18 protein-coding genes are annotated in these 20,435 nt (G+C 44.9%); 13 read left to right on the top strand and 5 right to left on the bottom strand.

The genetic code is table 11. The features are described from left to right. Positions 1-29 precede the first annotated feature (29 nt). From rplS to AAAA78_RS09855, 4 genes are all read left to right on the top strand, one after another. Complete coding sequence (gene rplS, locus AAAA78_RS09870) at positions 30-410, top strand: 50S ribosomal protein L19 (RefSeq protein ID WP_340591846.1); 381 nt, start codon at positions 30-32, stop codon at positions 408-410. Positions 411-569: 159 nt separating this feature from the next. Beyond that, complete coding sequence (locus tag AAAA78_RS09865; RefSeq protein WP_340591845.1) at positions 570-1,262, top strand: ribonuclease HII; 693 nt, start codon at positions 570-572, stop codon at positions 1,260-1,262. Next, positions 1,147-1,599 carry a YraN family protein gene (locus tag AAAA78_RS09860; RefSeq protein WP_340591843.1) on the top strand — a complete coding sequence of 151 codons (453 nt, stop codon included), beginning with the start codon at positions 1,147-1,149 and terminating at the stop codon, positions 1,597-1,599. The genes AAAA78_RS09865 and AAAA78_RS09860 overlap by 116 nt, the downstream gene beginning before the upstream one ends. Positions 1,600-1,631: 32 nt before the next feature. Then, on the top strand, positions 1,632-1,970 hold the full coding sequence (locus AAAA78_RS09855) for a hypothetical protein (RefSeq protein WP_340591841.1): 339 nt from the start codon (positions 1,632-1,634) through the stop codon (positions 1,968-1,970). An 89-nt stretch (positions 1,971-2,059) separates the two neighbouring features. Here the strand turns inward: AAAA78_RS09855 and AAAA78_RS09850 are convergent, their stop codons facing one another. Then, positions 2,060-4,636 (bottom strand): LPS-assembly protein LptD, encoded by a 2,577-nt coding sequence (locus tag AAAA78_RS09850; RefSeq protein ID WP_340591839.1) that lies wholly within the window; start codon positions 4,634-4,636, stop codon positions 2,060-2,062. Between AAAA78_RS09850 and AAAA78_RS09845 the strand changes: the two genes are divergently transcribed. After that, positions 4,635-4,961 (top strand): STAS domain-containing protein, encoded by a 327-nt coding sequence (locus AAAA78_RS09845; protein ID WP_340591837.1) that lies wholly within the window; start codon positions 4,635-4,637, stop codon positions 4,959-4,961. The two genes, AAAA78_RS09850 and AAAA78_RS09845, sit on opposite strands and share 2 nt — an antisense overlap. On the opposite strand, the gene AAAA78_RS09840 is transcribed toward AAAA78_RS09845, so the two are convergent. Next, a complete protein-coding gene (locus AAAA78_RS09840) occupies positions 4,958-6,091 on the bottom strand; it encodes a hypothetical protein (protein WP_340591836.1) in 1,134 nt (377 codons plus the stop codon). The genes AAAA78_RS09845 and AAAA78_RS09840 overlap by 4 nt on opposite strands. A gap of 142 nt (positions 6,092-6,233) precedes the next feature. Here AAAA78_RS09840 and AAAA78_RS09835 point away from each other — a divergent pair, with 142 nt between their 5' ends. After that, on the top strand, positions 6,234-6,821 hold the full coding sequence (locus AAAA78_RS09835; protein WP_295900739.1) for a hypothetical protein: 588 nt from the start codon (positions 6,234-6,236) through the stop codon (positions 6,819-6,821). Positions 6,822-6,918: 97 nt separating this feature from the next. On the opposite strand, the gene AAAA78_RS09830 is transcribed toward AAAA78_RS09835, so the two are convergent. Continuing rightward, positions 6,919-8,118 (bottom strand): vitamin K epoxide reductase/DsbA family protein, encoded by a 1,200-nt coding sequence (locus tag AAAA78_RS09830; protein ID WP_340591833.1) that lies wholly within the window; start codon positions 8,116-8,118, stop codon positions 6,919-6,921. Positions 8,119-8,198: 80 nt separating this feature from the next. Between AAAA78_RS09830 and AAAA78_RS09825 the strand changes: the two genes are divergently transcribed. Together AAAA78_RS09825 and AAAA78_RS09820 are read left to right on the top strand one after the other, a co-directional pair. After that, complete coding sequence (locus AAAA78_RS09825) at positions 8,199-9,827, top strand: ChaN family lipoprotein (protein ID WP_340591831.1); 1,629 nt, start codon at positions 8,199-8,201, stop codon at positions 9,825-9,827. Further along, the gene (locus tag AAAA78_RS09820; protein WP_340591830.1) at positions 9,824-10,252 is read left to right on the top strand and encodes a DUF4339 domain-containing protein; all 429 of its coding nucleotides are present in this window, start codon (positions 9,824-9,826) and stop codon (positions 10,250-10,252) included. Before AAAA78_RS09825 ends, AAAA78_RS09820 begins: the two co-directional genes overlap by 4 nt. On the opposite strand, the gene AAAA78_RS09815 is transcribed toward AAAA78_RS09820, so the two are convergent. Further along, a complete protein-coding gene (locus AAAA78_RS09815) occupies positions 10,232-10,504 on the bottom strand; it encodes an HU family DNA-binding protein (RefSeq protein WP_295900749.1) in 273 nt (90 codons plus the stop codon). The genes AAAA78_RS09820 and AAAA78_RS09815 overlap by 21 nt on opposite strands. Positions 10,505-10,678: 174 nt before the next feature. On the opposite strand from AAAA78_RS09815, the gene AAAA78_RS09810 reads away from it, so the two are divergent. From AAAA78_RS09810 to pyk, 5 genes are all read left to right on the top strand, one after another. Further along, positions 10,679-11,392: a hypothetical protein gene (locus AAAA78_RS09810; protein ID WP_340591826.1), complete on the top strand. Its 714-nt coding sequence runs from the start codon at positions 10,679-10,681 to the stop codon at positions 11,390-11,392. 41 nt (positions 11,393-11,433) lie between these two features. After that, positions 11,434-12,114, top strand: coding sequence for an outer membrane protein assembly factor BamD (locus AAAA78_RS09805; protein WP_340591824.1), 681 nt, complete (start codon positions 11,434-11,436; stop codon positions 12,112-12,114). Beyond that, complete coding sequence (locus AAAA78_RS09800) at positions 12,111-12,848, top strand: hypothetical protein (RefSeq protein WP_340591822.1); 738 nt, start codon at positions 12,111-12,113, stop codon at positions 12,846-12,848. Before AAAA78_RS09805 ends, AAAA78_RS09800 begins: the two co-directional genes overlap by 4 nt. An 86-nt stretch (positions 12,849-12,934) precedes the next feature. Then, entirely contained in the window at positions 12,935-14,611 is a 1,677-nt protein-coding gene (locus AAAA78_RS09795) for a hypothetical protein (RefSeq protein WP_340591820.1), read from the top strand. A 4-nt stretch (positions 14,612-14,615) separates the two neighbouring features. Then, positions 14,616-16,103 carry a pyruvate kinase gene (gene pyk / locus AAAA78_RS09790; RefSeq protein ID WP_340591819.1) on the top strand — a complete coding sequence of 496 codons (1,488 nt, stop codon included), beginning with the start codon at positions 14,616-14,618 and terminating at the stop codon, positions 16,101-16,103. Between the two features lie 46 nt (positions 16,104-16,149). Here the strand turns inward: pyk and AAAA78_RS09785 are convergent, their stop codons facing one another. After that, positions 16,150-20,412: a tail fiber domain-containing protein gene (locus tag AAAA78_RS09785; protein WP_340591817.1), complete on the bottom strand. Its 4,263-nt coding sequence runs from the start codon at positions 20,410-20,412 to the stop codon at positions 16,150-16,152. Positions 20,413-20,435 lie beyond the last annotated feature (23 nt).

Below are 20,435 nucleotides of genomic sequence, written 5' to 3'. Positions count from 1 at the left end.
AGATAATTGACTGCTACAAGGATTAAGCAATGGCTACTAAAGAAACAAACCTCGTTCGTCGTGTAAGCGTTAAAGCTGCTAACAAAAACATTCAAGCGTTCAGCTCTGGTGATACTGTTAACGTATTCGTTAAAGTAAAAGAGGGTGAGAAAGAGCGTGTTCAGCTTTACAAAGGTATCGTAACTAAGATCCAAGGGTCTGGCGCTCAAAAAACTTTCACAGTTCGCAAGATCTCTGCTGGTGTTGGCGTTGAGAGAACTTTCCCATTCGCAAGCCCTGCTCTTGATAAAGTAGAAGTTGTGAACATCGGTAAAGTACGTCGTTCTAAACTTTACTACCTTCGTGCACTTGAAGGTAAAGCAGCTAAGATCGAATCTGAGCTTGTTTCTTCTGCTGATAAAGCAGAGTAATTTTGTAGCCAAGTTTGTTTTTACATTTAAAAGACCTAGGACATTACGTTCTAGGTCTTTTTCTTTTTGTCCGTCTACCTTTTCTCTTTTTCTTAAAGTTGTTACGCAAATAGTTCTGCAGTGACCAAAGACCAGCTCTATGTCTAATATCTGCGAACTATGGCAGTATCTAAAAAAACAGCATCTAAGAAACCCGCATTTTCGAAATCATCTAAGGCACCAGCTAAGAAAAAATCCGCAAAAAAGGAAGACTATCCTAAAGTGGACTGGCGTGAGTTTTCACCGACACCTGTGATTGGCGTTGATGAAGTAGGGCGTGGATGCCTTGCGGGGCCTGTCTATGCAGCGGCTGTCATTTTTAAATCAGATGCTCTTACTGATGTTGTCACAGATTCTAAATTGATATCCGAAGAACGTCGTGAAGAGTTGGCCGAGCTTATTTTAAAAGAACATCAAGTAGGAATCGGTCATGCAACAGTGGAAGAAATTGATGAACTCAATATTCTTCAAGCGTCGTTGCTAGCGATGAAGCGTGCGATCGAAAGCTTGGGTGTTGCCGGAGGTCACGTGTTGATCGACGGAAATATGAAAATCCCGGGGCTTGAAGGTTTTGAGCAAACGACGATCGTCAAAGGCGACTTGCGAGTGGCTCCGATTTCGGCGGCTTCTATTGTTGCAAAAGTGGCCCGAGACCGTTTGATGAAAGAACTGGGAGCAAAGTTTCCTGTTTATGGATTTGAAACGCACAAAGGTTATTCAACACAAGTCCACATGGACAGCATCGTCGCGCACGGCCCGTGCGAAGTGCACAGAAAATCCTTCGCCGGCGTTAAAGAATACGTCACCGCCTAAAACATACTGGGCCCACGAGCGTGGGCTTGATTCTGAAAAACACGTTCAAAAATTTTACGAGCGCAAAGGTTACGAACTTCTTGGGCAAAGAGTGAAAACGCCCTTTGCCGAAGTGGATCTGATTTTTAAAACTCCCGAAGGTCATGCGCTCATGGTGGAAGTGAAAACAGCCAACATCGCTGATTTTCAACCGCATCGAATTTCACAAAGACAGAAAACCCGTCAACTGCGAGCATTGCAGTTTCTGGCAGAGCGCTTGGATTCCTTGGTGGAAGCTCACTGGGCCTTCGTCACAAAAGAAGGTGTCGTAACAATCATCGAAGACATCAGTGGTTGACGAGAGGGCACCAAAGTAGGGGAGAATAGATTATGAGAAAAATCGCTCTTCTAGTTTGTATCGTCGTTTTTCAAGCCCAAACAGTCTTAGCTCAAGATCTCAAAGAATTCTTAAAAAGCTGCGCCTGGGGAACATTAGCAGGAGCGGGGGCCGGGGTTGTAAGTCTCGCTTTCACTGATAAACCGAGTGATTCCTGGAACAATGTTGCGAAGGGCGCCTCACTGGGGCTTTACGCGGGAATCGCTTACGGCGTTTATAAAATGAATAAAGAGCCGGAGAAATATCAACAACCTGATTTTGCGGTGACGCCTTCCTTTAGCAAAGGCACTGTCGATGGAGTCCAAGTTGTAAGCACTGTTTTTTCGTTTTAAAAATTTAAACAGCTGCTCTTTGTTCTTGAGATAGTCTGACCATCCGTGAGTGGCCTTTCTGAAGCGCATCGTGCGCTTCAGACCGATGTTTAGTAGAATCCGTAAGCGTCCAGCGCTTCTGGTGGCAGTGGTGGTTTTGGTGTTCCGTCGAATGTGAACTCGAAGTTGAGTTTGAATCTTGTGTCACTGCCGACAACTTGTTCGTGAATGAATGTGATCAACATACAATCCCCGGGTGGCTTGTATTGTGCGATGTAGGCCCATGACTTAATTTGTTTTCCGTTTTCTGCTTCGGCCCAGTTGGCATCGTAAACGAACTTACCCATCAAGTTGATGTAACGAGAAATAAATCCGGCAGAGAAAGTATAATCTTCCTGACGAGTGCTGGTATCCACAGGTTGTCCTGGTGTGATCTTGTACTGACGAGTCAGTTGCACTTGGAAGAATTGTCCCTTGTCATTCAATAAACGCACACGCGAAGACGCGTTGGTCACATTTTGATAAGGAAAGTAGTTAAAGATTGAATACGTTTGGAAGTGATCTAAACGCATATCCAAAGTTGCCGTGAGGTCCGACCAATTTTCGGTACTGCGGCCCTCCTGGGAAGCATCGTAGGATTGTGCTAGTTTTAAATAACCGATCTGACGATATTCAGGACGGTCGCCGACCCAGCGTTTTTCTGTGACTTTGTTTAACAAAGACACCGTCACCAGATTGCGATCGTAGACACGGTCGTTATAGTCAAATTGCACTCCGAAATCACTGCCGATATCCAAATCACTGATGCCGTCGCGAGAAGAATAAGGAGCATCCGAAAGATTTCCCGTTCCAAAGAATGGATGATTTTCTTGAGAGAACCAAGGCAGACGACTGTACGTGATCTCGGGCACGATCTCATGCTTGTAGCGAGTGGCCTTGGAGCTGACCGTGTCTCCGTAGATACGGCTGAAATTCATGCGTGTGCTTAGCTCTGTGCGCAGATAACGGCGAACCAAGTAAGGGTTTTCTTCGACGTTAAAATTATAATGAGTTTCGCGGTAGCTGAGCTTTGGTAAAAGATCTAATCCTTCGCCCATTTTGATTGGATAATAAAGTGTCGGACGGAAATCCAAGCGCTGGCCTGTGCGAATCTGATCAATGGAAGGATCGTATGTGCCGTCGTAAATACGTTTACAATTTGGATCGTCTTCCCACTTCGGAGAATGACACGTGTTTTTCGGGAAGCGAACTTTAGCGCCATCAATGATGACCTCTTCCATGTCATCGTAAGCATTTCCCGAGCGGGCGAAGTTTGTGTAAGTCAGATCCAAAGAGTAAATAAAATTGGTATCGCCAATATTTTTTTGTGCTTGGGCAAAACGGAGTTCCGGTAAACGGTGAACGGCATCTTCATTGCCCGCAAGAGGATTTCCGTGAAGCATATTCACGTAGTAGGACGAATCAACGCTGTAGTGTTGGTCTTGATTGTTCTTCGTGTATGAAACACGGTTTTCCATCGCCGAGTCCCCGAAGTTGAGAGTCTCTTCAGGGAAGTCTTTGGGATATTGTAAATCGCTCGCAAGATTTATTTGTGCGCGGTGAACTCCGCCGTCGGGCATTTCGTAATAATGATTGTAGCGCGTAAACCAACGATCAATCGGATCATTTTGCTGGCCTGCGGGACGATAGGTATTTAAGCGTGGATCATCCGCAAAAGCTTTATCGAAAATACTCGCGGCACTTAATGAGCCATTTGAGTTTTCATTTAAGACATAACGATATTCAAAGAGCGCTTTAAGACCCCGCTTGGCGTAGTCTTTGGCTTCAATCGTGGCATCACTGCTTCTTGAAATCGCCCAGAAGTAAGGAATTGAAAAAGCAAAACCCCCCGTTTCGGAGACCTCGAAATTCGGAGTGAGAAGTCCTGATTGGCGGTCACTTTTCAGAGGCACAATCAAGTAGGGAAGCCAGAAGACGGGGACGTGACCGAAACGCAAGACCGCGTTTTTAATGTAAGCATAACCGCCCAGTTCTGCGCGCACCGTGGTTCCTGAAAAACTCCAAGACGCGGGACAGTTGGTACAAGCCGTGTAGTCTGCGGTATTAACGATGTACTCGGACTCTCCGGTTTTTTGTAAGAGAGTTCCAGCAAACATCACCGAACCTGATTGAACGTAGCCGTTATAAATCACACCGGTGTTGTTTTCGTAATCCAGGAAGACTTGATCACCGACAATGGTGTTCTTTGCATCCATGATCTCGACATTGCCGTAAAGTTCGACTTGGCGAGAGCGGCGATAGACACGAGCTTTGTCGGCTTTAAGATGTTGTCCTTGGAAAACGATTTGAACTTTGCCTTCAAGTTCGGCGGTGTCTTTTTCGTTGTCGCCAAACATGCTTTCGGCGTTGATTAACATGCCATGGATTTTAGCTGTGGGAGCAGCCTCGGCAGCCCACAAAGTCGTGTCCGCAAAAAGGAACACTGCTAGAAATGAAAAGAAGAAAATCCAACGATGCAATACCAGTCCAGTTCTACGGCCCACGCCGCCCGAACTATTGTATGGAGCCCTTGGGCGTTTGTCGAGGTTGAAATCCAAAAATCCCTGGCCTCTTTTTGGACTCAAAACGTCAGAAATCTCCGCCGAAAAGAGGAGTGACAAGTTAATCCAAAGAATGAGGTCTTTCATGGAAATTAAACTCGTGCTCGACGGGGATATCACCGTTGTGTCTTTGAGCGGTCGCATCGAAATTGAAAAAACACAATCTTTCAAAAAAGCGTGTCTGCAGAATTTCTCTCAGAGAAAAGTCGTTTTCTGCATGAAAAATTTGAATTTCGTTGGATCTTCCGGAATTCAGAACTTCTTTGGTGTTCTTAATGAACTTAATTCTTCAAACAAACTCAACGCGAAAATCGCGGGTTTGAACCCGGATTTCCAACGTCTTTTTAGTTTCTCTGAGTGTGCAAATCTTGAAGTGCACGAAAGTATCGAGAACGCCCTGCAAAGCTTCTAAACAGAAGCGTCCTGTTTACGCAACTCGTTGAGTTTTTGGCTCAGCTCAAGGTTCAGACGCTCCAAAGCGGAGACTGCAACTTTGAGCTTTTCGTGTTCTTCGTTCTTGGCATTCCACATATAGCGAAGACTTTCCAATTGCTCCATATATTGGAAACTTTCTTTTTCCAACTTTTGGATTCTTTCCTGATCTTCGACAACGCGGATTTGCAGATCGGCGTGTTCCACGCCCAATTTTTGATTTTGACGAGAAAGTTCGCTGATACGCTCTTGCTGGCGCTCGATTTCTTTTTCAAAGCGCTCTTTCATGTCTTCTTTAGTGCGGCGAAGTGTCACGATTTCATTCTCAAGAGCATCTTGGCGCTCCAAAGCCGAGTGCAACTTCATCGACTTCACTTCCAATTCTTCTTGGATTCCGTGAAGCATCTGAAGTTCGCGATTCATGCCTTGAATTTGTTCTTCATAGAACTGCACCATCTCTTGGGCTTTTTTCTCGGAAGCTTCGACTTGATAGCGGGAGTTCTTCGTCACTTCGATAATTTGATGACGAAGATCGCGAAGCTGTGCTTCTCTTTGCGCAAGAGAGCCCTCAAGCTCCTGTACTTTCAGATCTTGCGTGCGAGAGTATTCTTTTAGTTGAGAGATGTAAGGCTTCACCTGGTTTTTAATGCGATCATGATACTTCACATGGCGTGTGAGTTCCGCGCCCATGTGTTGTACTTTTTCTTGAAGAGCGCGGAGTTTTTCCGTGTGGATTTCTTTTTCTCTTTCAAGCTGATCGATTTTTTGGCGCCACAAATTATCTTTTTCTTTCCAGACAAGAATTTGATCTGTCACGGAAGATTGGGACATGCGGGCTTTGTTGGCTTCTTCAGCTAGTTTTTGATTTTCCGTTTCCAGAATAGAAAGACGGCGCAAAGAAACTTTAAGTCTTGCCATCAAGTCTTCATTCTGTGAAATCAAATTTTCAACGGTGGATGATTTCAAAATCTCTTTAGGGAGATGACTGAAATCGTTTCTGCGGGGAAGCTCATCCGGCAATGGAATTTGTCCCACTGTCGTCTGTGCGGCTTCCGCCGATTCAAAATCGAGATGTCCTAATTTCGCCGTCTGGAAAGATTCGGTTTCCATAGCCCTCCTCCATGAAGTCTAGGTCGCCCAGCCTTGATTTTCTCAATATGAGTCGAGTTTAGTCAAACTAAGGTCGCAAGACTAGACTAAGATCTTGCGAAAAGGACTTCACTTATCAAATAGAATTCCGAAAAGAAAAGGTATGTCAGTACCAGCACTTAAAGAAAACAATGCAGCACCCGACGTAAAAAAGCAGGAAGACTCCGCGTTCTTTGATGTGGGTTTCGACCGAGCCGAGCTGGGAAAACCAGATTCGCTGCGTTTCAATATTCTGACGTGGGTTTTAGATGAGCGCTATGACAAAGCGATCGAAGAACTGAAAGATTTTTTGGAAAAACCCTCGGAGTATCCTAACTTTCAATCCAAGATCACTCGGTATATCCATCATGCTGTGGATTTGATTTATGCGATCAAAGCAAAGCGCAGTTTTCCTGGAATTAATTCTTTAACTCGCGCCAAACAACAAGAGTTGCGTGAGAAATTCAAAGGGCACTTTAAAGAACTTCAATATATCCTTAAAATAGTTGAGAAAATTCACGGTGATCTACGTGTGCAAGACGTGCGATCTACAATCTATGTTGTGCGTGCATTATGGTTTGCTGCTTTAGGGATCGTGATTTTAGCGTTCTGGTTGGATGTTTTTCATGGCCTTGCAAAGACAAGCTACGTTGTCTTTGATGATCTTTTTGGGCAAGTCGCCAACTTCCTTGCTGAAAAAATTGGGTTTTAGCCCGTGAGGGCACAGTGTGAAGCGGCCCGTAGGCCGCGCAACTGGAGTAGGGCCGGACGGCCACCATAGCTGAAGTAGCTCTTTAATATCTAATAAACTACTTTAAACTTCTATAAGCCGCTTCCAAAATCGGAATCAACTGGCCGCCACTTAAAAGTTTTCCATTAACAAAGACAGTCGGAGTGCCTTGAATCTGGGCCGTTTTTCCTTCGTTCGCCATTTTGCGAATCAACTCTTGAGTGCCTGGATCTTTCACGCAGGTTTTTAGTTCTTCTGCTGCAAGCCCCACAGCCTTAGAAACATCTTCAAGATTTTTATCTAAGTTCTGAGTTTGAATAACTTCCATTTGGTTTTCAAAGAAGTAGTCATGAGCGGCCCAGCCTTTTTGGCTCATTTTCTCTGCACACATCACTGCGGAAGCCAGTCCGCAAGAAATACCATCGCCACCACCTGTGATCGCTTCATTGCATGTGCCATCAAGAGGGAAAGGCTTAAAGAGGAATTTTACATCCGGATGGCTTTGCGTGAAAGCGTGGAGTGAAGGAGCCGCATGCTTACAATGTGGGCAGCGGAAGTCTGCAAATTCCACGATTGTCATCACCGGTTCGCCAGATCCTTTTTGCAAAGAAAGCCCTGCAGAAAGATCAAAGTTTTGTTGAGGGGAAGCTTGCCAGTAAGCGATTTTTTCTTTGGCTACTTTTTCGATCTCAGAGAAACCATGGCTTTCAAGGTACATAATATTTGCTAGGAATGCGAATGCCGGGATGGCGATCAAAAAGCCGCCAACCCATCTTTCCGTTACAAAAATATCTTTGATATCATTAATAAGGTTCGAAGCACTGACGTCTTCAGCGCCCAGCCATGTTCCGATAAAACCGATGATTGAAAAAGCGTAAGCACTAAGGCAGAAGATGCAAAGATTTGTCATCGTTGTTGAGATCAAACCCATCACGATAGACGCAAGAACTGTGACTCCTGAAATAAGTAAAGCATATCTTGAAGTTTTCGCACGATCTTGAACCATGTTAAAGCGAGTCACCGCAAGGAAGTAAAGAAGCACGATGTTGGTGACAATACCCCACATCGCCATTGGCACTCCCAGGAAAGCAGAGTACTTGCTGGCTGTCACAGCATCGCAGTTCATCACTTCATTGATGTTGCACACGGAGCCACCTTCAGCGCCGCCAAACTTTAACGCATAATAATGTTGCGTCAGGTAAGTATGAACGCCCACGGCGATCAAAGTAGTGAGCAAGGCCAAAAGAAGAAATTTGTTTTTGCTAGCTGTAGTTTTCATGTCCCCATTGAAACGTAGTTTCGTGTTTGAAATCAATCAAAATTATGTAAAAATCGGTAGACGCTATCAAGGAAGACAGCTTGAACGACTTACAGAAGTGGATACGCATTCGCAAAGATCTTTACCTGCAAATGAGAAAGCAGGTTCGCCATCGACTTGGAGAGGACACTCCCGAGTTGATGCACTATCACAAGGTCTATGATAAGGAATTCTCAAAAAAATGGACCGCTTCAACGAAGGAAGCCTTGTGGGAGCAAATGGCTCAATCCCAAGTCGTCATGGTCGGGGATTTTCACGCACTTCATCAATCGCAAAAAGCCCAAGTTCGAATTTTGCGCCATATTCCAAAGGATCGTAAAATTATTTTGGCCGTTGAGTTTTTTGAGGCGGCAGATCAAGAGAAAATCAATAAATACCTTGCTGGCAAAATTTCTGAGCGGGAATTTCTAAAATCCGTTCAATGGCAAAGCAAATGGGGATTTCCCTGGGAGCATTACCGTCCTTTGTTGCGATGGGCTCAGAAACATAAGATTTCCGTGCAAGGATTAAATAAGAGCTATAAAAAACGCAACGCTGCGACTTTAAAATCCCGTGATGTTTTTGCCGGAAAAAAAATCGCCGAGCTGGTTCGCCAGAATCCAGAGCATCTGATTTTTGTGATTTACGGTGATCTGCATTTGGCTTCTTCGCACATTCCAAAAGAAATTGAAAATATTCTGGGAAGATCTTTTGGAAAGAAAATTCTGCGTATTTTTCAAAACGCCGAACAGATCTATTTCCAGCTTCTCAATCGTGAACTTGAAGCGACCACAGATCTTGTGCGTATTTCCCAGAATACATTTTGCCTGATGAGCGTGCCTCCATGGGTGAAATGGCAGAACTACCTCATGTATCTTGAGCAGGCTTACGATGTGGAGCTTGATGAGGATGACGACGATGAAGATTCTTTTTTGGATTATACAGATCATGTCGGACGTTATGTGAAAATCATCTCTGAGGAGTTGGGGCTGGCCGTTACGAATGCGAACTTGTCGGTTTATACGGCCCGCGATACGTCGTTTTGGAGTCAGGTGCGTGAGCACTATGACGTTAAAAAACTTCGTTGGATCGAATCCTTGATTGCCGAAGAAATGTCTTTTTATTTGCCGGAAATCGGTGCGGCCTATCTCGCTCGGGGAACGGTCAATCACGCGGCCTCTTTAGCGATGCGCTACGTGCATGCACAAAGCAGTGGGACTAAAAGATTTCTAACTGAAATGCCCCAGGATTTTTTCGGATTTATCTGGCTAGAAGGTGTTGCGTATTTTGGTTCAAAAATTATCAATCACAAAAGAAAGGCCGACACTATTGCAGATATTAAAGCCAGTTTGTCTTCGCGGGGACCTTCGGATCTGGGAAAAGAGGCGCTGCAATTGGCTCTCGCGCAAAAAATGCATGAGCTCATGGTGATCACCGGTGTGCCTCAACATCGCTTGCAGGCAAGTCCACGTAAAAAGTGGAGCTATGTCTTGGCCGCAAACCTTCTGGGTGGAATGTTGGGTGAAAGACTTTATGGGGGATATCGCAAAAAAATGATTTCTCCAGCGACGATTATCAATTTTCTAAAAAAGCCGGTAGATGGCAGTGGATTTAACGTGGCATACTATGATCTCTTGGAAGTGATTGAATCGTTGCCCGCGCCATTTCATAGTAAAAGGGAAAAGTTATGAAGAACGTTTCTTGGTACTACAATCTGAATTTAAAACCTCAAGGTCCTCTGAGTTTTGAAGAGATGCGTGCGCGTATTCATCGCGGCGAAGTCGGTCCGCACGATTTGATTTCAAATGATGCCGATGGTTCATGGAGACCTGCTTGTGAATGGGGCGTTTTTGAAGTCACGTTGTTTCCGGCAACTCAAGCTTTCATGCAGGGGCAAGATGTTGTTGAAGATGAAAAAGAATGGGTTCTTTTAGTTCCTGCCGCCGATGGTAAAGGTGTTGTGCAAGAAGGTCCTTTTTCGGTTCGTGAAATTCGCGAGGCTTTGCGAAATCATTCTGTGAATGGTCAGCAGTATATTTGGAAATCGGGTCTCAGCGGTTGGTGTCGTATCCAAGACAGACCCGAATTTGCAGCACTAGTTGAGAGCGTCCTTTAAGTCTTTTCCTGGTTTAAAGCGCGGAACATAGGCGCTGGGAATTTTCACCGTTTCGCCAGTTTTAGGATTACGGCCTTGGCGTGGTTTGCGGGCGCTGCGAGAGAAAGTGCCGAAACCCACAAGCTTCACTTCGTCGCCTTTTTTTAAGGCTTCTTGAATAACTTTAAGTGTGGCATCGAGGATTTGTTCTGATTGGCTTTTGGTAGTCTTTGTTTTTTCGGCAACGAGTTCAACCAACTGAGCTTTGTTCATGGGCACTTGTCCTTAACTCAAAGAATCCTAACCTAGAATTCTGAGCGAAGATGGTCAAGATAAATGCAGGTGCGCAGTCTAGGATGTGATGCAGAAAAGCTTATTAATGTTAAGTATCATGCATCTTTTTAAGGTACGCTTCTTTAATATAGACAAACATCCTGGAGGTTAGCAGTGACAGCTCTTATTGCGTTTCTCATGCCTTTGTTCAGTTTTGCTCAAGACGCAACAACAAGCGCAACACTTTATGATTTGAAATCCAACCAAGCAAAAAAACTTTACACTCTGGATGTGCAATTAAGCGCTCAGGATGACGGTGTTCACAGTAAAGCGACTTATAAAGACATTGATGGCAAAGAAGTCGTTCGCGAGGACGGCGTGATAAAAGGGGCGCAAGTCTTGCGCTATGAAATCAATCAAGGACAGACTCAAGAGAAAGGACGCTTCGTTGTTGAAGGAGATCTGATTCGCTTTGAGTACGAAGGAAAAGGAAAGAAAAAAAATGCCGAAGAAAAAATCAAAGGCCCGATTCTTTCGACAGCGAATTTCAATGCGTTTGTAAAAGAGAACTGGGAAAAACTAAACAGCGGCAAAGGCATAGAAGTTCGTTTCGCCGTTTGGGATCGCCTTGAAACGGTGGGTTTTACTCTGCAAAAAATGGGTGAAGTTGAAAAGGGCAGTGATAAATGGATAGAGCTTCGTATGAAGCCGACAAGTTTTATTATTGCTGCTTTGGTGGACCCTATTTTCTTGTGGTACGCGCAGTCGGATAAAAAGCTGATGTTGATGAAAGGTCGCGTGGCTCCCAAACAATTGAAGGACGGGAAGTGGAAGGATCTCGACGCAGAAGCAGTCTATACCTATGACCAGAAGGCCGTCTCAAAATAAAACAGTCTCAATTTTTATCGGTTTTTGCCGATAAGTGAGACATGAAGAATCAAAACTCTTTATTCGTTGTTTTCTGTTTGTGTCTGACTGTGGGGTTCGTGGCTGCTTATGCGGGCTTTGTTGGACACTTTAATGGTCACGATCAGTACGAACTGCGCTTGGCTCAATTGCAAAAACAAGTGGAAAAAGAGAAGTTTAACAATGCTCTTTTAACTTATCAGTTAAAAGATTTCCAACAGTCTGTCGCCCAAGTTCTTCCTGATGATAAAAAACTTCAAGCAAATTATGAGCTTCGTAATTTTGCGGCGGTTGTAAGGTCGCCAGCCAGTGAAGATGCTATTGATTTGTCTGCGGTTCTTTATGAAAAAGGAAAGAAGTACTTTAACGATAAAGACTATGACAAAGCGATCAAAGAGTTTAACGGTCTTTTAGATAAATTCCCTCTGTCTCAGCACGGTGTTGAGGCGCATTTCTTTATTGCTGAAAGCTATTTCTTAAAGAAAGACTTCCGTAGCAGTCTTACCGAAATCGACAATATGGTGACTCAGTTTCCGCAGCACGATTTGACGGGATTTATTCTTTTAAGAATGGGTCAAATCAGCGAGTTGAATAATCAAACCGAAGAAGCTTCTGAGATCTATAAAACCGTTTCTAAAAATTTCAAAAACGAAGACCTCAAGAAACAAGCTAAAAAACTTGCGCAAAGTGTTGAGTACCGATGAAAAAGTGGGTTCGTTTAACACTCTTTTTATTAGCTTTTCAAATGGAAGTCCGGGTGCGCGCTTCCGGTGAAGTGATGCAGCAGCCATCGGCGTGTCTTAAATCAAAAGAGACTTGTGCGATTCAGGTGACGGGTTCGGGATTTCATCTTCTTCAAGATTCTTTAAAAATTCATGCGAGCGAAGGAGCGACGCTGGTTCGCCTTTCCAATAAACAATGGCGTTTTGTTAAAGGCGCTTTGTGGATGGAAAAGGGAGCGAATGTCGAAGTCGAAACTCTTTATGGCAGCTTGAAAGCCAGTCAAGGTCAGTACTGGGTGATTGAACAGCGTGATCAGGTTTTGATTCGTAATATTGATGCGACTTTAAAGGTGACTTTGCGTGACGGAAAGTCCCTGGAAGTGCCTGAGGGTTTTGAGTTTTGGATTTCCGGAATGAACTCAAAAGGTGTTTCTAGCTACGGTATGATCCAACCTATTGACATGAAAAACCATCTTCCCTTATGGAATTCCCTGTATCGTGGAAGTAAGGAAGACTTCGTGAAAGAGGTCACTCACTTGCGCGACAATTGGGGTGATCTGACTGAGAAAAGCAGTTTGATTTATAAAACTGTGGTTCAACGTGAAATCGCCTCTGAGCTTGTAAAGCAGAAGATCGTCGAGCAAAAGAAGCAACGTCTGGAAGCGGAGCGCCGCCAGGTGAAAGAACTTTACCGTCAAAGAGTCTTTGAGCGCTAGACTTCGGTCTTAATTTTAAATTCCCATGAATGTGAATTGAAGTTTCTTGTCAGGCCTCATGTTAATCTGAGGTCTGGGAGGATAGGATGTCTTCTATTTCATCATCGGATCGCTCGCGTCAGGACGAACAAATTCGCCAAACTCGTGAAGAGTATGAGAATCGCGAAAGCGAAAACGCCAAACGCCGTAACGCGGAAATCAAGCGTCTTGAAAAACGTCATAATGACGAAATCCGTAATATTACTGAAAATTATGAAGATCGCATCGCGGAGTTGAAAGACCGCAATCGCGAAACTATGAATGACAAAGACTTTGAAAACAATCGTAAGATTGAAGAAGTTCGTCAGACTTATCGCGAATCTTTGCGCAATAAAACAGAAGATGCATATAACGCTCGTCAGATTCAAAAAGAAAGCTACGAGGGGGCCCTTCGTAAGCAAAAAGAAGTATCTGAATCGCAACGTGAAAACGTCACCAGCCAGTTGAGCAATGAAATTTCGTCGCGTGATCAGCAGTTCCGCGATATGGCGGAAGAAAACCGTCTTAAATCCCAGGAAGCTATTAAAAATAATGCGCGCAAATTGAATGATGCGCATGAAAAAGAAAAAGATGCGATGTTGAATAGCTATCAGGAAATGTCGCAAACAAAAGACCGCAATGCGCGTGAGATGCGTAAGTCTTACGAATCTCGCTTGAACGCCAGTGAACGTCAGCGCGAAGCAGACAATGCTCGTTGGTCGCAAAAGTATGTCGATACAGTAAATAACAAAAACGAAGAGTTCGGCGATAATATTCGCATGAAGCAGATGATTATGAACGAAGAGCGCGAGGCGATTCGTGGCAAGTATGAAAATGCTTTAGATCAAAAAACGGCGGCTATTGACTCGCAAAATGAAGAGTTCCGCGATTCCGTGAATGATCGAGTGAATTCGCAAATTCGCTCTCGCGACAGTCAGATTCAACGCCTGAGCAGCAAGCTGAATAATGAAATGTCCAAAAATGAACGCCTGCGTGGCATTGAACGTCGCAATCTTACGAACGCTTATGAGAAACGTTTGGGGTTGGTGAATGAACAACGCGAAAATGCCGTGGACCATATGAAGGATCTGAACGACGAACGTATCGGTAAAGTTCTTGATGAAAATAATAAACTATTGCGTAATGCCGATCGTGAAAACAAATCCCAAGTAAACGTTATGAACGCCCGTCATCGTGAAGAGCGTGAGAACATGATCCAACAACATAAGGATCAGGTGACTCAAGTTTCTAACAATGCTGAAGGTCGCGTGCAGAAGATTTTGGATCTAACGAATAAAAACCAAGATCAAATGGGCAAATACTATACGGACTCCTTGGAAACCATGAAGACAAACTACATGGACCGCATGGATGTTTATCGTGATAAAACCGTGGCAGACCAGGTGGCGACCAACAAGGTTATGACTGAACGGTTTAGAAATATGGAAACCAATTTCAACTCCAAGCTTGAACAAACAGTGAAGAACTATGAGGACAAGTTGGCCCAGTTGAAAGAAGGCCAAGATCGCGAGATCAAACGCCTTGAGAATCTGTATTCACAACGTTCTGGTGATCGCGAAAAAGCCGCGAAGATGGAAAAAGAGTCTCTGGCGATGAAGTATGAAGCTAAAATTGCTCAACTCAACGAATCACACCAAGATCAGTTGGATAGAATGAATAGACGCCATCAGGAAGATATGCAAAACTTATCTGTGAAGATGAGTTCATATAGCAGGAAGGCGTAGAGGAATGTTAGCGGATCGTCGTGCAAAAATTGTGGCCACAATCGGGCCTGCGACTCGTGATGAAAAAAATCTAGAAAAAGCAATCAAGGCGGGCATGAACGTGGCTCGCCTTAACTTTTCCCACGGAAGCCATGAAGATCACCTCAAAGTGATTCATAGTCTTCGAAAACTGACTCAGGAGCTTAAAGCTCCGGTGGCAATTCTTCAAGATTTGCAAGGACCTAAAATCCGTGTTGGAAAGTTTGAAAACGGCCTTATCGAAATCAAGCCTGGTGAAAAGGTTGTGATTACGACGGCGGCGGTTTTAGGAAAACCGGGTCTTATTCCTTCTGACTTTAAAGAACTTCCTTTGGCTTGTTCCGTTGGTACCAAAATTCTTCTTGATGACGGGCTTTTGGAGTTGAAAGTACTTCAAGTACGCGGAGAAGAAGTTGATGCTGAAGTGGTTTACGGCGGAATTTTAAAAGACCGCAAGGGTATGAACTTACCGGGCGTCAATCTTCCGGTGGATTGCATGACGCCGAAGGATCTTGAAGATCTTGAATTCGGTCTTAATAACAAAGTAGATTACGTCGCGTTGAGTTTTGTTCGTCACGCTCGTGACATTCGTAAACTTCGCGAATTGATTGAAGCTAAAAAATCTTCAGCAAAAATCGTGGCGAAAATTGAAATGGTGGAAGCTCTAGAAAATCTGGAAGAGATCTGCCGTTTGAGTGACGTAGTGATGGTGGCGCGAGGGGATTTGGCAGTGGAAGTCGGGCAAAGTCGTTTGCCGGGATTCCAAAAACGCATCATTCAAGTTTGTAATCAATTAGGTAAGCCGGTTATCACAGCAACACAGATGCTCGATAGCATGGTTGAAAATCCTCGTCCCACAAGAGCCGAGATCACGGATGTGGCCAATGCTGTTTTGGACGGTTCAGATGCTTTGATGCTTTCGGCAGAATCGGCGAGTGGAAAATATCCATTTAGATGTATCCGCACGATGCATGAAATTATCACGGAAGTCGAAAACAATGAGGAAGAGTATTATAAAATTTCTCTTGAGAATGAATTCCTAAGTGCGCCCGCAGCGATTGCAGCCAGTGCTTCGCTCAGCGCTTTGAAATTAAATGCGACGGCGATTATCTGTCTAACAACGTCAGGTAAAACGGCGAATATCATTTCAAGCTTCCGTCCGCGTGCACGTGTGATCTCAATCACTCAGCATATGGACGTTTTAAATTCGATGGAAATGATGTGGGGGATTCAAACTCACGTTATTAAATCCTATAAAACCATGGAAGATATTCTTACTCAGGTCGATCAGTTGATGGTCACTCACGGATTGGCGAAAACTGGCGACCGCGTGATTTTGACTTTGGGGCAACCCATTGCTCAAGGTGCGAAGACGAATTCAATTTATGTGCATACGGTGAACGGGGAGCAGTACTCGAAACTTCCTGACAGCCAATTGCCGTTAAGATGTCAGACGATTCCAAATGTGGAATAAAAAAAGGGAGCTTAAGCTCCCTTTTTAGTTTTTATTTTCGAAGATTTTATTTCTCTTTCAAAAGAGCTTTTTCAAGTCTTTCAAGGCGCGCTTTCAAAGCCTGATTTTCTTTTTCAAGTTTTTGTACGCGAGCTTCCGTTTCAGTTTGTACGCTGGCCACTTGCCGCGATACTTGTTTTACCTGAGCCTCGCAACGGTTTTGAGCGTCAAGACGTTCTTGATGTTCTTGTTTAAGGGCTTCGACCAATGCGGCAACGATATTGCCGTATTGCACGGCTTTATATCCTGAATTCGAATCGGTGCGCACAAGCTCTGGATAAACTTTCTCCACTTCTTGTGCGATGAAACCCATCGTTTTTTGATCGTTCGCTTTCCAAGTGAAGTTCACTCCGCGAAGCTGTAAAACTTTTTGAAGAGCGTCGGGGAGAGTCACAACATCTTTTTTAAGACGTGCATCCGAAGTATACAAGAATTCTGTGGCTTTGATATTTCCAGCGACTTCCAATTTTTCTGAAGGCGCTGTCACGCCGATCCCCACATTTCCTGAATCCATAATGCGCAGGCGTTCTTGAGCGGCTCCTGCAGAGTCAGCAAGCGTGATTCCAAAAATACCGCCCGAGCCTGTGTTGTTTCTCATTGTCCAAATAGAGTTTTTCCAAGTGCCGGCAGTGTAGAAGTCCATGCTTGTTGTGGCGTAAGCTGCTGTTGAAGGATTTCTAAGAATGAATCCCGTTTCGCTTGCGGCAGATCCCGCCGTGGCAATATCCAATCTAGAAGCGGGGCTCGTCAACCCGATCCCCACGCCTGTTGCGGTGACATTAAGTCCCCCAGTTGCAAGTCCGCCAGGAGCTAGGGAAATAGTCGAAGCATCAATTTGCAAAGCGTTGTAAGCGCTCGTGTTGCGATTGTAGGAAGAAATGCCCGTTGCTCCACCTGGCCAGTCACCCGGCCAGATTTCAAGACCTTCTGCTCCACTTTTTGAAACGACGAATTTTCCGAGGGGATTTGTTGTTCCGATACCGAGATTTCCCGCGGATGTGACGCGTACTTTTTCTGTACCCGCTGTTGCTAAAGACAGGGCATCGGCTGCTGGAGAATAAATTCCTGTGTTAGGATCTCCGACAAATGAAAAGGCTGGAGAGCCTGCGGAACCCAGACTGCTGGAGGCAAAACCTGCGGCTGTCGCCACTCCACCCACGGTCATATTATTTGTGACGGAAAGCCCTGTGCCTGCGCCACCCGCGGTAAGAGTGCCTGTGAAGGTTTTGTTTCCGGCGATAGTTGTTTGATTTGTTGAAGTATCAACATAAGCACCAGGATTGAACGCTGTGCCGCCAATACTGATCGAAGTGGCATTGAAAGAGCCATTCACATCCAATGTGTAACCAGGCGTGGTTGTGCCAATACCTACTTTGCCAGCGGTATCGATGCGAACTCTTTCAGAGCCATTCACAGTGAATGTTGTAGGCTGATTTCCAGAAACCAAATTTAGACCATTTCCTGAATAGACTTTAATATCATTGTTGGCTGGGCTGGAATCGCCAAAGAAACCGTACTCCGTTCCTGCTGAGTCGCGAAGACTTACGCCCGCCGTTGCGGCTACGCCTGTGTCATTGGAATCTTCGATGGTTAAATAAGGAACAGGGTATTTAACTGTAAAGACAGCAGGGAAGGTAGGTGCGGCTCCAGCGTAAATATTGCCATTTGCTTGTACTGTGAACCGATTTGTCGATGCCGTAGAAATGCTCAATTCGTTGGCGGCAGAGCGATATATACCCGTATTAGGACTTGAATTGAAGGCGAGGCTTGGATTTGTAGCTGTACCGTCAGCAAGTTTTAAAGGAGCCGTCATCGGAACCGTACCGTTAGCCATGAAATCACCACCCGCAGGCCAAGCACTGCGACAGTTGGTGCCAATACAAAGTTCTGTGCCCTTCACTCGTCCAGCTACTTCGAGCATTTCCGTCGGATTGTTTGTGCCAATACCTACGTTACCATTGCGATCAATGCGCATTCTCTCAGTTCCAAGAGTCGTGTTTTTAGTCGGCGTTGTATAGAAAATAATATTTTGAGCTGCAGCTTGTGTGGACATATTCGTGCTACCACCGACAAGAACTTCATCGCGGTCCAAATAGGAGTTACCACCAATCAAAGTATAAACTTTATCCGTCGCAGAATCATAAGCTGGAGCCTGCGCCAAAGACTCGTGTTTGTTCACTCCATTGCCGACGTAATCACCGAGTAAAATGGAAGTGTTTGTTGAGTTCGTGATATTCAGAGGAGCTGAAGGTGTCGCTGTTTTAATACCGACGTTTCCCGCATTATAGTAAATATTTGAGCCCGAAGTGACCCACTGGCTGGCAGCTCCCGTCGGAAGAACAGAAGGATTTAATTTTCCACTGCCATCCAGTTGTGGAATCTGATTGGCTCCCGTTCCCGCATCAACAACAAGGTTTCCGGAGTTTGTTGTCAGACCATTACCAATGCTAAGACCAATATTAGTTCCGGTATCAACGAGAGGGGCCGTCACGCCAAGAGTTGTGTAGGCTGCAGCTCCAGTGCGTTTCACAATACCTGTTGAGCTTAAAGACGCGATCTCAGTTGCGGAGACATCTCCGTATTCAAGGCCTGAAGTCGTTGCTGAGTTGGCGCGCAGATATTTGAAATCAGCGCCAACAGGAAGACGAATGTTGTTTGTAGTGTCGCGAGTGACGAGATCACCTTTTGTCGTTAAAGGACTAAGAGCATTAAACGCTGCTTGCGCTGTTGTTTGTCCGGTTCCGCCTTTATTAATAGGAACGGCCGCACTTAAGCTTGCGGGATTTAAATTTGTAACGAGGCTTCCATCCACAGCGGGAATTTGTGAAGAGCCATTCAATTGAAGAATTTGACCGGCATTAGTACCGACGTTGATATTGAGTGTGCCCACGGAAGTGATTGTTCCACCGGGCCCCGCACCCACATTAAGACCTGTGCCCGCCGTGACTGAAGTCACGGAACCCGCACTGGCAGCAACCCAAGAAAGATTGCCGTTTCCGTCGTTGGATAAAACTTTTCCTGCGCTGCTCGCGTTTGTTGGCCAAACAATCGTAAAGTTCGCCGCTGCCGCTGGATCTAAATTAAATTTCACAGTCTTGTTTGAAGCATTGCGAATGTATAAATCCGTCGCATAAGTTTCATTGGAATTAATTTGATTTGCGGAAATATTGCGCGCGGAAAAATCACCGCTGGAGTCGCGCAAAACCAAAGTGTCCGGCGTATTCGCTGATGTCCCCGTTGTTGCTGAATTAGCCACTTTGCCAGCGGTTGTGATGGTTGCAAGTTTCGTGTCGACGATCGCGGCTGTGGCGGAGATATCGGCATTCGCAATTTCGCCATCTTTGATTTTTGCAGACGTTACGGCGTTATCGGCTAGTTTGGATTCGTCGATTTTTCCAGCACCCACAGTTGGATTTGGATAAGTGCCAGTGAGATCTCCACCAGCTGTACCGCTTGCAGGAATTCCAGAGATATCAACTTCGGTTACGGCCGTAATGCGACCCTTGTTGTCGTAAGTGATTTGTGGAACTTTTGTAGCAGTACCTTTCGTTCCGCCAGTTACAACGTCCTTTAAAGCGACAGAGCCCGTGGATGTGATCGTTCCGCCAGTAAAATCGCTAGGGGAGAATGCAACAGAAGTGACTCCGTTTGTCGCAGAGGTCACATACTGAGTTGATGAACCATTAATTAAATTCATCAGTTCGTTAAAGTCGGCTACGGTTAGCGGGGCAACAGCACCATCACTAACACGCAAAAGATTTTGTGAAGTGTATCCAGAGATTTGATAAGACTCGATAGCAAAAGGAACGTAAGAAATATTTTGTGAAGGAATGGTTTCAATCGTCGGACTTGAAAGTGTGAGATCCTCAAAACTCACGACAATTTTACGATCATCATCCGCATTCGGAGAATAAGTTCCACCCGTACAACCCGAAAGCCCCGTAAAGCTTCCACGATTTGTAAATACGGAACTGAGTGAAGAGCCAACATAGTTATGAATCTGTGGCGCTGGGGCAGAGCCGATGTTTAAAGAGAAAACTCCAGAAGAAGAAGAGAGGTTGACGGTTTGTGTTTCTTGATAAAGAAGGCAGTCGTTGTAACTTTTAATTTCGATTGTGAAGCGAACGTTGCTGGAATCCAATGGAGTGCCATCAGGTTTTAAAATTCTTCCCTGGTAGGTAAGGCCGATGCCAGCAAAAGCTATGGAGTGCGAAAGAAAGACAACGGTCGCAATGATCCATTTTTGCAGGAACTTTCCGGTTACGTTCATAAAGTTCTCCGTTTTATAAAGAA

Origin of the sequence: Bdellovibrio sp. BCCA (assembly GCF_037996825.1) — a bacterium.
Lineage (GTDB): Bacteria > Bdellovibrionota > Bdellovibrionia > Bdellovibrionales > Bdellovibrionaceae > Bdellovibrio.
The sequence above is the reverse complement of the archived record's forward strand: the minus strand, read 5'-3'. Positions and strand labels throughout refer to the sequence as shown.

Excerpts from the sequence above, each read along its gene's own strand:
- rplS (WP_340591846.1), top strand. The coding sequence starts at position 30 with ATGGCTACTAAAGAAACAAACCTCGTTCGTCGTGTAAGCGTTAAAGCT.
- AAAA78_RS09865 (WP_340591845.1), top strand. The coding sequence starts at position 570 with ATGGCAGTATCTAAAAAAACAGCATCTAAGAAACCCGCATTTTCGAAA.
- AAAA78_RS09855 (WP_340591841.1), top strand. The coding sequence starts at position 1,632 with ATGAGAAAAATCGCTCTTCTAGTTTGTATCGTCGTTTTTCAAGCCCAA.
- AAAA78_RS09845 (WP_340591837.1), top strand. The coding sequence starts at position 4,635 with ATGGAAATTAAACTCGTGCTCGACGGGGATATCACCGTTGTGTCTTTG.
- AAAA78_RS09850 (WP_340591839.1), bottom strand. The coding sequence starts at position 4,636 with ATGAAAGACCTCATTCTTTGGATTAACTTGTCACTCCTCTTTTCGGCG.
- AAAA78_RS09840 (WP_340591836.1), bottom strand. The coding sequence starts at position 6,091 with ATGGAAACCGAATCTTTCCAGACGGCGAAATTAGGACATCTCGATTTT.
- AAAA78_RS09835 (WP_295900739.1), top strand. The coding sequence starts at position 6,234 with ATGTCAGTACCAGCACTTAAAGAAAACAATGCAGCACCCGACGTAAAA.
- AAAA78_RS09830 (WP_340591833.1), bottom strand. The coding sequence starts at position 8,118 with ATGAAAACTACAGCTAGCAAAAACAAATTTCTTCTTTTGGCCTTGCTC.
- AAAA78_RS09820 (WP_340591830.1), top strand. The coding sequence starts at position 9,824 with ATGAAGAACGTTTCTTGGTACTACAATCTGAATTTAAAACCTCAAGGT.
- AAAA78_RS09815 (WP_295900749.1), bottom strand. The coding sequence starts at position 10,504 with ATGAACAAAGCTCAGTTGGTTGAACTCGTTGCCGAAAAAACAAAGACT.
- AAAA78_RS09805 (WP_340591824.1), top strand. The coding sequence starts at position 11,434 with ATGAAGAATCAAAACTCTTTATTCGTTGTTTTCTGTTTGTGTCTGACT.
- AAAA78_RS09800 (WP_340591822.1), top strand. The coding sequence starts at position 12,111 with ATGAAAAAGTGGGTTCGTTTAACACTCTTTTTATTAGCTTTTCAAATG.
- AAAA78_RS09795 (WP_340591820.1), top strand. The coding sequence starts at position 12,935 with ATGTCTTCTATTTCATCATCGGATCGCTCGCGTCAGGACGAACAAATT.
- pyk (WP_340591819.1), top strand. The coding sequence starts at position 14,616 with ATGTTAGCGGATCGTCGTGCAAAAATTGTGGCCACAATCGGGCCTGCG.
- AAAA78_RS09785 (WP_340591817.1), bottom strand. The coding sequence starts at position 20,412 with ATGAACGTAACCGGAAAGTTCCTGCAAAAATGGATCATTGCGACCGTT.